Consider the following 12,307-nt stretch of genomic DNA (forward strand, 5'->3'; position numbering starts at 1 on the left):
GATTATGACTCCTTAACCTGTCGGACGGTGTCGATCACGCTGCCGTCACGGTAGCGGATCACCCCGACGATTTTGTCGGTAAATTCGATGGGTTTGGGTTCGCCGGTCAGCGAAATCGCCCGCGCGTACAGGGCCTCGATATCGACAACTTTCAGCCCCGCCGCTTCCAGCCGTTCGCGAATTTCCGCACGCGCAGGATTGACGGCGATACCGTGATCGGTCACCAGCACGTCGATACTCTCCCCCGGCGTTAAGCGCGTGGTCACCCGTTTCACCACCGTCGGAATACGGCTTCGCAACAGCGGTGCGACGACAATGGTCAGGTTCGCGGCGGCGGCCACATCACAGTGTCCGCCCGATGCCCCGCGCATCACCCCATCAGAGCCGGTAATGACGTTGACGTTGAAATCCACGTCGATCTCCAGCGCACTTAAGATCACCACATCAAGCTGATCGCAGCTCGCCGCCTTGCTGCCCGGATTGGCGTAAACGTTAGTGGAGATCTCCACGTGATTCGGATTGCGAGCCAGTGAAGCCGCGGCCTGTCCGTCAAAGCACTGGGTATCGAGCAGTTTTTCGATCAGCCCTTTTTCATGCAGATCGACCAGGCTACCGGTGATCCCCCCCAGCGCGAAGCGCGCTTTTACGTGGCTTCGCGCCATCTTTTCGCCCATAAAGCGGGTGCAGGCGGTGGCCGCCGCGCCGGAGCCGGTCTGCATCGAGAAGCCGTTTTTGAAATAGCCGGAGTGCTCGATTACATCCGCCGCATAGCGGGCAATCATCAGCTCGCGCGGATTGCTGGTCACGCGCGCCGCGCCGACGCTGATCTTCGCCGGATCGCCGACACTCTCGACCTGCACCACATAATCCACCCGATCCTGCACCAGGCTTGCGGGCATGTTCGGGAACGGCACCAGCTCTTCTGTGAGCAGCACCACCTTGCGAGCAAAATGGGCGTCGACCATCGCATAGCCCAGCGAACCGCAGCTGGATTTGCCGTGAGTTCCATTGGCATTGCCAAACTCGTCGCTGCACGGCACACCGAGAAACGCGACGTCGATATTCAGCTCGCCGTCCTGCAGAAGCTTCACGCGTCCGCCGTGGGAGTGAATTTGTACCGGTTCGTCCATCAACCCGTGAGAGATGGCATCCGCCAGTTTGCCGCGCATCCCGGAGGTATAAATACGGGTAATTACACCGTTTTTGATATGTTCGATCAGCGCATCGTTGCAGGTCATCAGGGAGCTGGACGCCAGGGTCAGGTTTTTAAAGCCCATGTGCGCGAGCAGCGCGACCACGTTGTTGATGACCCGGTCGCCTTCGCGAAACGCATGGTGGAACGAAATGGTCATCCCGTCCTGCAAACCGCTGCGCTTCACCGCCTCTTCCAGGGTTTCGCACAGTTTGCGGCGGTGTTTGGCGTCGACATCCGCCAGCCAAGGCGTGGCACTGTGGGCGGTATCAAAAGATTTAAGTTCCCGCAGATGAGGGAAGTTCAGGTGGAGCAGTTCTGTCTGATTCATTGTGTCATCCTTAGCGACGCACGCCGGAAGCAGCCGCGCGTTCCAGCACCATTTGCGCATGGTTAATAATCGGCGCATCCACCATTTTGCCGTTGAGCGACACCACGCCCAGGCCGTTGCGTTCGCCCTCTTCTGCCGCTTCAATCACTAATTTTGCGTGATCCACTTCCTGCTGCGTCGGCGCGTAGGCGTTATGCAGCAGGTCGATCTGGCGCGGGTTAATCAGGGATTTGCCGTTAAAGCCCATTTTGCGGATCAGATTGACCTCGCGCAGGAACCCGGCTTCGTCGTTTACGTCCGACCACACCACGTCGAAGGCGTCGATCCCGGCGGCGCGTGCGGCGTGCAGCACGGCGCAGCGGGCGTAGAACAGCTCGGTGCCGTCGCCGCGTTCGGTTTGCATATCCATCACATAGTCAAACGCCGCCAGCGCAATGCCGATCAGGCGCGGTGAGCTGCGGGCTATGGCCACGGCGTTAATCACGCCAATCGCCGATTCAATCGCCGCCATCACGCGGGTAGAACCGACTTCGCGACCGCACTCGCGCTCAATGCGTTCCAGATGGCCTTCCAGCTCAAAGATATCTTCCGGGGTATCAGTTTTCGGCAGGCGGATCACATCCACGCCCGCACGAACCGCCGCTTCCAGATCCAGCAGGCCAAACGGCGTGCTCAGCGGATTAATACGCACCACGGTTTCGATATCCTGATACATCGGGTGCTGCAGCGCATGGAAGACCAGCAGCCGCGCAGTGTCTTTTTCGCGCAGGGCCACGGCGTCTTCGAGGTCAAACATGATGGAGTCCGGACGATAGATAAACGCGGTTGAGAGCATGGCGGCGTTGGCGCCGGGTAAAAACAGCATACTGCGACGGAGTTTGTTCATGACATTTTGCTCCAGTCGATCTGCTGCGAGTCTGAAGCGCGGATCACCGCACTCTGCAGGCGGGCGCGGATCACACAGTCCAGCGCACCTTTATCCTCAACGATAATTAACCCCTGGCGCACATCCATGGCGCGCAGCGTTTCGTCGACCACCTGGCGAATTTGCTCGCCAAACTGCTTAATCACTTCACTGTGGATGACAATCTCCAGCTCGCCGTCGGCGGGGGCGATTTTCACCATCAGGTCGCTGGACTCCTGCGTTCCGGCCAGCGCCTCCCTTACAATATTCATGATAAATTCCTGATAGTTATGCGACTTCCGCGCGCGCGTGATCTTTCACGTAGTGCGCTTTGAGATGCGCGAAAGTGGATTCCGGGACAATCTCCCGAATACGAGAAAACTGCTGTGTTTTGAGCAAGCGGCGCACTTCTGACGCCGAAATGGCGTTGCCTGTTACCTTGATGCGCGGCATCTCCACTACTTCGATCGCCGGGGCCAGCAGCTGATGCAGCGTCTGGTTGTACTGGCGGGTGATGTCGCAAAACGGCTCCGAGCCGATAAAACGATGGGTGATCCCCAGCGCAGGGGCGATAAAGTCGCGGAAGATCAGCACGTCGATTTCACTCCACGCCTGCTGCACTTTGCCGCTCTCTTTAAGGAAATAGGCCGGGAACGTGGCGCGGGAGATGATGTACTGCGATCCCTCATGCACCGAGACATTCGGCAGATGTGCCACACCGGCGCGCACCATCTCCAGACGGGCGCAGAACGGGAAGAACGATGCGTCCTCGCGCACCACAAAGAGGTGCAGCCAGTCACACTGCTTCGCCGCCTGTTCCACCAGATGACGATGGCCGAGGGTGAACGGATTGGCGTTCATCACAATCGCGCCAATCGTCTCCCCGCATCTGCGGCTGCGCTGCAGCGAGCGGCAGTAGCGCTCGATCCCCTGTGGGGTGTTCTCCAGCAGCACGGCGTTATTGCCGCTCTGGGCAATCGGCCAGAAACCGCTGCGGGCGAAGCGCTCTTTATTGCACGGGCGGGTGCAGAGAAAGAGATGAAAATGGCCACGCGCCAGCGCGGCATTTTCCACTTCCGCCAGCAGGCGGGCGCTGAGATTCGCGCCCCTCAGCTTTTCATCCACCGCCACGCACTTGATGACGTTGGCAGCCAGCCCCGCACATCCCACCAGCTGTGAACCGGACCAGGCCTCTATAAACAGCGTAATGTCGTTATCCAGCCCCAGGCCGCTGTCCGCCAGCAGATAACGGATCTGGCTTAAGCGTTCCGGGTGTTGCGCGACGATCGTCTGACGAAAGTCGATAGGGAGTTGCGAGTGCATGCTGCCGCCTTGATCAGTGCGCTGCCGCCAGGGTTTGCGCGGGTGCTTCCATAATCACATTGCTCAGATGACCGATGTTTTCGATCTCAACCTCAATGCGATCGCCCTCCTGCATAAACAGCGGTGGAGTACGTTTTTTGCCGACGCCACCCGGCGAGCCGGTGATGATCACGTCACCCGGGCTGAGACGGGTAAAAGTACTGATGTACTCGATCAGCTCCGCGACTTTGTGGATCATGCTGCTGGTGTTGTCTTCCTGCACCATGCGGCCATTGAGCCAGGTGCGGATTGCCAACTGGTGCGGGTCCGGGATCTCATCGGCTGTCGCCATCCACGGGCCAAACGCTCCGGTCTGCCGCCAGTTTTTCCCGGCGGTGAACCAGGTGTGCTGCCAGTCGCGGGCGGAACCGTCCATGTAGCAGCTGTAACCGCCGACGTGACTAAGGGCCTCTTCGCGACGGATGTTCTCGCCGCCTTTGCCGATGATCACCGCAAGCTCACCTTCGTAGTCGAATTCGCACGAGTGGCGCGGTTTTAATACCGGTGAGTTATGCCCGGTCTGGGAATCGGCAAAGCGGACGAACAGCGTCGGCGCCGGGTTGTGCTGGTCAAACTCTTTGCGCTTGTCGGCGTAATTCATCCCCACGCAGAGGATTTTTTCCGGCTGCTCAATCACCGGCAAAAAGGTGATGGCGCTCATCGGGATATCTGCAACATCGTTGAGATAGCGCGTGGCATCCGCCAGGCCGTTGCCCTGCAACAGCGCCTTGAGGTCGCTGTAGCGATCGCCCAGACGGCGACCTAAATCCACCACACCTTCGGCCTGCACGATGCCGTAGCTGCGTTTACCCTGATACAGAAAACTTGCGAGTTTCATTGTTCTTTCCTGAAGACTTAGACGAGGAAGTTGCCCAGAACCAGTAGCGAGATAGAGACGTTAATCGCGCCGCCAATTCGGGTAGCAATTTGGGCGAACGGCATCAGGCTCATACGGTTGCCTGCGGTCAGAATCGCCACGTCACCCGTACCGCCCTGCCCGCTCTGACAGCAGGAGACGATGGCGACATCAATTGGGTGCATACCAATCTTTTTACCGACGAAGAACCCGGTGGCCACCAGCGCCGAGACGGTGCTGACAATCACCAGCAGGTTGCTCACAGTGAAAGCGTTCACCAGCTCTTGCCATGGGGTGATCGCCACGCCAACGGCAAACAGAATCGGGTAGGTCACGGAGGTCTGGAAGAATTTGTACACCACCTGCGAACCTTCCAGCAGGCGTGGAGAGGCACCGTTGCAGAGCTTAACCAGCACCGCCACAAACAGCATGCCAACCGGAGCAGGCAGGCCAATCAGCTTATGACCGAGCATGCCCAGCATATAGAGCAGCACCGCCAGCAGCGCACCGGAGGCAATGGTGGTCACATCCGCTTTGCCGGAGAAGGCCGATTGCGACACACTGGCGTCTGCATTGGCGCGGTTTGGCATCAGCTGGCCTTCACCCGTGAGGTGCGGATAGCGTTTGCCGAGCTGGTTCAGGCAGCCGGAGATGATGATGGCGGTTAAGCCGCCAAGCATGACCATCGGCAGCACACGGCCAAGGGCAACGCCCTGATCCATGTGCAGCAGCGTGGCGTAACCGATGGAGAGCGGGATCGCCCCTTCACCGACGCCGCCCGCCATGATCGGCAGAATGATAAAGAAGAAGATCTGGAACGGCTCAAGGCCGAGCGCCATGCCGACGCCCATCCCGACGATCATGCCGACAATTTCACCGCACAGCATCGGGAAGAAAATGCGCAGGAAGCCCTGAATCAGCACCGTGCGGTTCATGCTCATGATGCTGCCGACAATGATGCAGCAGATGTAGAGATAAAGAATGTTGGTGGATTTGTAGAACTTGGTCGTGGACTCGACCACCACATCCGGCAGCAGACCGTAGTACACCATCGCTGACGGAATAAAGGTGGCGCAAATTGCCGCCGCGCCGAGTTTGCCGACAATCGGCAGACGCTTGCCGAACTCACCGCAGGCAAAACCGAAGAACGCCAGCGTGGCGACCATCACCACGATATCGCTCGGCAGTTTACCGCCCAGACAATCCACGGCGATCAACGCACCGGCTAACACAAACAGCGGCAGGGGAATGATCCCGACTTTCCAGGTATCCATAATGTGCCACCAGCGCTCTTTAAGCGACGGCCTCTGAATTTCAATCGGGTCGTGGGTAACAGAGAAAGAATCGTCAGTAGTGCTCATAATTAAGCCTCTTGGTTATTTGTGCGTTCAGCTTAGAGTCACAAAGGCTTACTTTATGTGAGGAAAGGCATATTAAAACCGAAGTTTTTATGGCCTCTATGGTTTTAATGGTTTCTTTTATTTAATGTGATTAACACCTTATTTATTGCCGTGGTTTTTATGGTTTCTTTTCCGGAATGTACAAACAAATAACATTGATTAAATTAGCCTTAAGATAAGCCTGATTTTGACATTTTCTTTTGCTGGTCGCGCTGTGCAAGGGATCACAAGTTTCGGGCAAAGCCCGCATCAGGCCGGGAAAAGATGATATATTGGCAAAACCCATTGATACCCTGCGTGATAGTCATGAAAGTGTCGTTTCAGATAAAGCTATTTATTTCGCTGGTCGTCTTTTTCTCAGTGCTGTTTGCATTACTGGGCGGATATTATTATGTCGACGTCGGCAGACAGCTATATCAGGAAATGAGCACGCGCGCCAAAATACAGGCGGAGGAGATTGCGCTTATTCCTAATCTGCGTAAAGAGGTGGAAGAAAAGGATATCAAAGCCATCCATGATTTTATGCACCAAATAGCCTCCCACAGCGATGCCAGTTTTATTGTCATTGGTGATAATAAAGGGTTGCATCTGTTTCATTCGGTGTTTGAAGACCGCATCGGTAAAACGCTGGTCGGCGGGGATAACGACGCCGTGCTCCACGGGAAAAGCACCACCACCATCCGCAAAGGGGGTTTAGGGATTTCCCTGCGCAGTAAAGCGCCAATTTTCAACGATGCCGGGCAGGTGGTAGGGATTGTCTCCGTGGGGTATCTCACCAGTTACCTCGACACCATTACCGTGAGCAAAGTGGTGAACATCCTGATCGCTGCGGTGCTGCTGCTGATCGCCCTGTTCGTCTTCTCGTGGTTTTTCACCCGCAGTATTAAGAAACAGATTTTCTCTCTTGAGCCGCGTGAGATCGGCCTGCTGGTGCGCCAGCAAAAGGCAATGATGGAGTCGATCTACGAAGGGGTGATCGCCATCGACGATAACTATCGGATCGAAGTGATCAACCAGGCGGCGCGCACGCTTCTCGGTTTGCCGCAACCGGCGCGGGAACTGCGCGGGCAGCCAATTAGCCAGGTGATCGCCCCGGTGGCGTTTTTTACCCCCCAGACCATGCTGGCGAAGGATACTCACGATGAGATCTGCCGCTTTAACGATCTGACGGTGATCGCCAGTCGCGTGCGGATCATGCTGGAGGATTCCCTTCAGGGCTGGGTGATCACCTTCCGCGATCGCAACGAGATCGACTCCCTGAGCGCCCAGTTGAGCCAGGTAAAACGCTACGTCGATAACCTGCGGATCATGCGCCACGAGCAGTTGAACCGCATGACGACGCTCTCCGGGCTGCTGCATATGGGGCGCTACGAAGAGGCGATTGGCTACATTCAGGCGCAATCAGAACATGCCCAGGAGCTACTGGACTTTATCTCCTCTCGCTTTAGCTCGCCGACCCTGTGCGGCCTGTTGCTGGGGAAAGCGGCGCGGGCGCGTGAGAAAGGCGTCGAGCTAAACTTCGATCCCGCCTGCCGGATGGACAAGCCTTTCGCTCCGCTGCTGGAAGCAGAGCTGATTTCTATCATCGGTAATCTGCTCGATAACGCCATCGAAGCGACCCAGCGTTCCCCGCTCCCCCACGATCCGGTGGAAGTGCTGATTAAACTCAACGATCGGGAGCTGATTATTGAAGTGGCGGATCGCGGCGTCGGCATCCGGCCTGAGATCCGCGAGCGGATCTTTGAGCGCGGTATCACCACCAAAACGCGTGGCGATCACGGTATCGGCCTGTACCTGATCGACAGTTATGTCACCCAGGCTGGCGGCTCCATTGAGGTTGCCGATAACACGCCCCGGGGCGCTATTTTCTCGCTGTTTATTCCCGCCACGGGCACTCCCCCGCGCCCTGTTCAGGAACTGGAAGAGACTGACTATGCAACATGAACATATCGACGTACTGATCGTTGAAGATGAGAACGAGCTGGCACAACTTCACGCAGAGCTGATTAGCAAACATCCGCGCCTCAGACTGGTGGGTATCGCGTCATCCCTCGCCGAGGCGCAGTCCCTGCTTTCCAGCCTGCAACCACAGCTGATTTTACTGGATAACTATTTGCCCGACGGCAAAGGCATCACCTTGATCAGCAATCCTCTACTGGTGCACGCCAACTGCTCGGTGATTTTCATTACCGCGGCCAGCGATATGGACACCTGTAGCCTCGCGATCCGCAACGGCGCATTCGACTACATTTTGAAACCGGTGTCGTGGAAGCGGCTGAGCCAGTCTCTGGAACGCTTCGTGCAGTTTGCGGAGCAGCAGCGGGTTTGGAAGATTGTCGATCAGCAAAACGTCGATTCGCTGTATCAGCTGCAGGCCAAAAACTACCGTCAGGATAACGGCAGCAAAGGAATCGAAGAGAACACTCTGGCGCGGGTACAAACGCTATTCAACGACAAAGCGACACACTGTTTTTCCGTCGACGAGGTGGTTAACGAGACGGGATTAAGCAAAACCACCACGCGGCGCTATCTGGAACACTGTGTGGAAGCGGGTTTTTTGAGCGTGGAGATGCTCTACGGGAAGATTGGCCATCCGCGGCGGATGTATCGGCGAAATGTGGAGTGAAAGAGGCCGGATGGCGCTTACGCCTACCCGGCCTGATATCACGCTCCCCACCCCCGAAAGGGAGAGGAAAAATCTACTTCAACACATACCCGTACAAGCGCTTGATCCCGTCGGCATCCTTCTCGCTGTACACGCCCTGGAGTTCTGGCGAGAAGCCTGGCAGCAGATTCACGCCCTCTTCCAGCGCCAGGAAATAGCGCTGCACCGCTCCGCCCCACACTTCCCCCGGAACCACGCACAGCACACCCGGCGGATACGGCAGCGCGCCTTCGGCCGCAATGCGCCCTTCGGCTTCGCTGATGCGCACCAGTTCCACGTCGCCACGAATGTAGGCCTGGTTGGCATCCTGCGGATTCATCACTACCGCAGGCAGGCTCGCTTTGCGGAACATCGCTTTTTGCAGATCTTTAACGTTGAAGCTGACGTACAGATCGTGCATCTCCTGACAAAGGTCGCGAATCGAATAGTCACGATAGCGGACCGGATACTTGTTGAAGATGGTCGGCAGGACCTCGGCAAGCGGCGTGTCGTCTTCGATATGCTGCTCAAACTGCCCCAGCATCGCCACCAGTTGCGCCATCTTCTCCGCACTTTCAGCGGGGGTCAGCAGGAACAGAATCGAGTTTAGATCGCACTTCTCCGGCACGATGCCGTTTTCACGCAGGTAGTGAGCGAGGATCGTGGCGGGGATGCCGAAATCCGTGTAATCACCGGTTTGTGGGTCGATGCCCGGCGTGGTTAGCAGCAGTTTGCAAGGATCGACAAAATACTGCTCGTCAGCATAGCCTTCAAAACCGTGCCATTTCGCGCCCGGTTCAAAGCTGAAGAATCGACGCTCGCTGGCAATGGCGTGCGTCGGATGATCCTGCCACGGACGCCCCGCCACCACCGGTGGAATAAAGGGTTTGATCATCTTGCAGTTGGCAATAATCGCCTTGCGCGCGTCGATGCCAAGCTCAACGCACTCCGCCCACAGCCTGCGTCCGCTCTCCCCTTCATGGATTTTGGCGTTGATATCCAGCGCGGCAAACAGCGGATAAAACGGGCTGGTAGAGGCGTGCAGCATAAACGCATTGTTCAGGCGCTTGTGCGGGCAGAATCGCGCCTGGCCACGAATATGATTATCCTTTTTATGGATCTGCGACGTTTGCGAGAACCCGGCCTGCTGCTTGTGCACCGATTGGGTCACAAATATTCCAGGATCGTTCTCGTTCAGTTCCAGTAACAGCGGCGAGCTGTCGGCCATCATCGGGATAAACTGCTCGTAACCGACCCAGGCGGAGTCAAACAGAATGTAGTCGCACAGGTGGCCGATCTTGTCGATCACCTGACGGGCATTGTAGATCGTGCCATCGTAGGTGCCGAGCTGGATCACCGCCAGTCGGAATGGACGCGCATCCTGGGCCTTATCGGGCGCCACGTCGCGGATCATTTCACGCAGGTAAGCATCGTCAAAACAGTGCTCGTCGATGCCGCCGATAAAGCCAAACGGATTACGCGCGGCTTCCAGATACACCGGTGTGGCTCCCGCCTGAATCAGCGCCCCATGGTGGTTAGATTTGTGGTTGTTGCGGTCGAACAGCACCAGATCGCCGCGCGTCAGCAGCGCATTGGTGACCACTTTATTGGCGGCAGACGTTCCGTTAAGCACAAAGTAGGTTTTATCCGCGTTAAAGACTTTTGCCGCGAACTTTTGTGCATCTTTGGCAGAACCTTCATGAATAAGCAGATCCCCGAGTTTGACGTCTGCATTGCACATATCCGCACGAAAAACGTTCTCACCAAAAAAGTCGAAGAACTGACGCCCTGCCGGGTGCTTCCTGAAAAAGGCACCATGCTGATGACCCGGGCAGGCGAAGGTGCTGTTGTTCATCGCCACATACTGACTCAGGGTGTCAAAAAAGGGTGGCAGCAAGTTCTCTTCATAGCCACAGGCTGCTGCTTCCAGTTCCAGGAACTCCTGCGCTTTACCGCTAATCACACCGGTAACACCGTCTGGCGCGACATCTGGCTCTTGCGAGAAGATGAATACCGGAATCTGGAATCCCGTACGTTTCAGTAACGCGAGAATACCGCTGCGGCTTTCGGCCAACGTCATGACGACTGCCGCCACGTCCGTAAAATCGGTGTTATCCAGCGTCACCTTTTCCCGGTGAGTGGACAGCGCAGACACCAGCTCATGGCTGACGGCAATTTTTAGTGATTTCATAGGCGTAAATACCCGTTTCAAGGGGAGAAGAAATCCAGACAGGAGGGGAAAATTCGCGCAATAATGTCACCTTTCATTTTGAGGTGCAAGAAACAAACTTTATGCACTTCTCTGTGGGAAAGCAGGCAGCTTATGGCCTCCATCATGTAATAATAATGCAAGATCAATGATTAAATAGCGGGAGTGTATTTTGGTTATTGGACCCTTTATCAATGCCGGAGCCGTACTGCTGGGTGGCGTGCTGGGCGCGGTATTAAGCCAGAGATTACCTGAACGTATTCGCACTTCGATGCCCTCCATCTTTGGACTGGCATCCCTCGGAATCGGTATTTTGCTGGTTATCAAATGCGCCAATTTACCTGTGATGGTGCTGGCGACGCTGCTCGGCGCGCTGATAGGTGAGTTTTGCTATCTGGAGAAAGGGATTAATGGTGCCGTGAGTAAAGCCAAAAATCTCATCTCCCGCCCGGGGAAAGTGGCTAGCGGTTCCCATGAGACGTTTATTCAGAACTATGTGGCGATCATTATTCTGTTCTGCGCCAGCGGCACGGGGATTTTTGGCTCGATGCAGGAAGGGATGACTGGCGACCCCAGCATTCTGATCGCCAAGGCTTTTCTCGACTTCTTTACCGCCACCATCTTCGCTACTACGCTCGGGATTGCCGTCGCCGCGATCTGTGTGCCGATGCTGATGATTCAGCTGGCGCTCGCCACCTGTGCCGCGCTGATTCTCCCGTTAACGACACCAGCGATGATGGCCGACTTCACCGCCGTGGGCGGCCTGCTGCTGCTGGCTACGGGGCTTCGCATCTGTGGCATTAAGATGTTTGCGGTGGTGAATATGCTCCCCGCGCTGGTGCTCGCCATGCCGCTCTCCGCGCTGTGGACCCACTTTTTTGCCTAAGTTGCCAGCAAACTGGTGAGAGAGTGTGCAGTCCGTTGCGAAATCGATAAATTTCGTTGACGGAAGGGCCCCAATCGGGTTTAATGCGCCCCGTTGCCCGGATAGCTCAGTCGGTAGAGCAGGGGATTGAAAATCCCCGTGTCCTTGGTTCGATTCCGAGTCCGGGCACCACTATTTAGAAAAACCAGCCTTAGGGCTGGTTTTTTGCTTTCTGGGGTTTAGAAGCCCCCATCTTGGTCGATCAACCCCCATTCCTTTCAAGTTCACGCAGCCATGTTGGCGCTATCTATCAATGCCTATCATCGGCTGATCGATGCCGGGTATGGAAACGGATGCATCCCGCGGGCGCGAAGTCACCCCACTGGCGAAGAACAGGCGTCATTTGCCGCCCCTGGTGGTGCAATGAGTAATTTTCACACTGGTAAGAATCAATAATATTTAAGGCCATAATAAAAAAACCCCGCAAAATAAATATATTGAGCACATGAATATATATTATGTTTTATCCTGCCCTGTCACAGGT

The 12,307-nt window shown here is 56.2% G+C and carries 10 protein-coding genes and 1 tRNA gene; 4 read left to right on the plus strand and 7 right to left on the minus strand.

Going from position 1 to position 12,307, the window contains the following annotated elements:
- Positions 1-2: 2 nt before the first annotated feature.
- From citF to ACB496_RS18350, 6 genes are read right to left on the minus strand one after another with little or no spacing between them, the layout of a single operon-like run.
- Positions 3-1,523 carry a citrate lyase subunit alpha gene (gene citF, locus ACB496_RS18325; RefSeq protein ID WP_371973205.1) on the minus strand — a complete coding sequence of 507 codons (1,521 nt, stop codon included), beginning with the start codon at positions 1,521-1,523 and terminating at the stop codon, positions 3-5.
- 10 nt (positions 1,524-1,533) lie between these two features.
- Complete coding sequence (gene citE / locus ACB496_RS18330; RefSeq protein ID WP_100778985.1) at positions 1,534-2,409, minus strand: citrate (pro-3S)-lyase subunit beta; 876 nt, start codon at positions 2,407-2,409, stop codon at positions 1,534-1,536.
- Entirely contained in the window at positions 2,406-2,699 is a 294-nt protein-coding gene (gene citD / locus ACB496_RS18335) for a citrate lyase acyl carrier protein (RefSeq protein ID WP_100778984.1), read from the minus strand. The genes citE and citD overlap by 4 nt, the downstream gene beginning before the upstream one ends.
- 16 nt (positions 2,700-2,715) lie before the next feature.
- Positions 2,716-3,750 carry a [citrate (pro-3S)-lyase] ligase gene (gene citC, locus ACB496_RS18340; RefSeq protein ID WP_102104725.1) on the minus strand — a complete coding sequence of 345 codons (1,035 nt, stop codon included), beginning with the start codon at positions 3,748-3,750 and terminating at the stop codon, positions 2,716-2,718.
- A gap of 13 nt (positions 3,751-3,763) precedes the next feature.
- Entirely contained in the window at positions 3,764-4,627 is an 864-nt protein-coding gene (locus ACB496_RS18345; protein ID WP_231276019.1) for a fumarylacetoacetate hydrolase family protein, read from the minus strand.
- A 17-nt stretch (positions 4,628-4,644) separates the two neighbouring features.
- Positions 4,645-6,006 (minus strand): 2-hydroxycarboxylate transporter family protein, encoded by a 1,362-nt coding sequence (locus ACB496_RS18350; protein WP_194512140.1) that lies wholly within the window; start codon positions 6,004-6,006, stop codon positions 4,645-4,647.
- Positions 6,007-6,351: 345 nt separating this feature from the next.
- Here ACB496_RS18350 and ACB496_RS18355 point away from each other — a divergent pair, with 345 nt between their 5' ends.
- Both ACB496_RS18355 and ACB496_RS18360 read left to right on the plus strand, forming a co-directional pair.
- Positions 6,352-7,989: an ATP-binding protein gene (locus ACB496_RS18355; protein WP_371973206.1), complete on the plus strand. Its 1,638-nt coding sequence runs from the start codon at positions 6,352-6,354 to the stop codon at positions 7,987-7,989.
- Positions 7,979-8,671, plus strand: coding sequence for a response regulator (locus ACB496_RS18360; protein WP_371973207.1), 693 nt, complete (start codon positions 7,979-7,981; stop codon positions 8,669-8,671). Before ACB496_RS18355 ends, ACB496_RS18360 begins: the two co-directional genes overlap by 11 nt.
- A 73-nt stretch (positions 8,672-8,744) precedes the next feature.
- Here the strand turns inward: ACB496_RS18360 and ACB496_RS18365 are convergent, their stop codons facing one another.
- The gene (locus ACB496_RS18365; protein ID WP_371973208.1) at positions 8,745-10,880 is read right to left on the minus strand and encodes an ornithine decarboxylase; all 2,136 of its coding nucleotides are present in this window, start codon (positions 10,878-10,880) and stop codon (positions 8,745-8,747) included.
- Between the two features lie 190 nt (positions 10,881-11,070).
- On the opposite strand from ACB496_RS18365, the gene ACB496_RS18370 reads away from it, so the two are divergent.
- Both ACB496_RS18370 and ACB496_RS18375 read left to right on the plus strand, forming a co-directional pair.
- Entirely contained in the window at positions 11,071-11,784 is a 714-nt protein-coding gene (locus ACB496_RS18370) for a DUF554 domain-containing protein (RefSeq protein ID WP_107702868.1), read from the plus strand.
- 95 nt (positions 11,785-11,879) lie between these two features.
- Positions 11,880-11,955: transfer RNA gene (locus ACB496_RS18375), tRNA-Phe, on the plus strand.
- The last annotated feature ends 352 nt before the right edge of the window (positions 11,956-12,307 follow it).

It is taken from the genome of Lelliottia nimipressuralis (genome assembly GCF_041464075.1).
In the GTDB taxonomy this organism is placed as follows: domain Bacteria; phylum Pseudomonadota; class Gammaproteobacteria; order Enterobacterales; family Enterobacteriaceae; genus Enterobacter; species Enterobacter nimipressuralis.

Coding starts and splice junctions, on each gene's coding strand:
- citF (WP_371973205.1), bottom strand. CDS start 1,523: ATGAATCAGACAGAACTGCTCCACCTGAACTTCCCTCATCTGCGGGAA.
- citE (WP_100778985.1), bottom strand. CDS start 2,409: ATGAACAAACTCCGTCGCAGTATGCTGTTTTTACCCGGCGCCAACGCC.
- citD (WP_100778984.1), bottom strand. CDS start 2,699: ATGAATATTGTAAGGGAGGCGCTGGCCGGAACGCAGGAGTCCAGCGAC.
- citC (WP_102104725.1), bottom strand. CDS start 3,750: ATGCACTCGCAACTCCCTATCGACTTTCGTCAGACGATCGTCGCGCAA.
- ACB496_RS18345 (WP_231276019.1), bottom strand. CDS start 4,627: ATGAAACTCGCAAGTTTTCTGTATCAGGGTAAACGCAGCTACGGCATC.
- ACB496_RS18350 (WP_194512140.1), bottom strand. CDS start 6,006: ATGAGCACTACTGACGATTCTTTCTCTGTTACCCACGACCCGATTGAA.
- ACB496_RS18355 (WP_371973206.1), top strand. CDS start 6,352: ATGAAAGTGTCGTTTCAGATAAAGCTATTTATTTCGCTGGTCGTCTTT.
- ACB496_RS18360 (WP_371973207.1), top strand. CDS start 7,979: ATGCAACATGAACATATCGACGTACTGATCGTTGAAGATGAGAACGAG.
- ACB496_RS18365 (WP_371973208.1), bottom strand. CDS start 10,880: ATGAAATCACTAAAAATTGCCGTCAGCCATGAGCTGGTGTCTGCGCTG.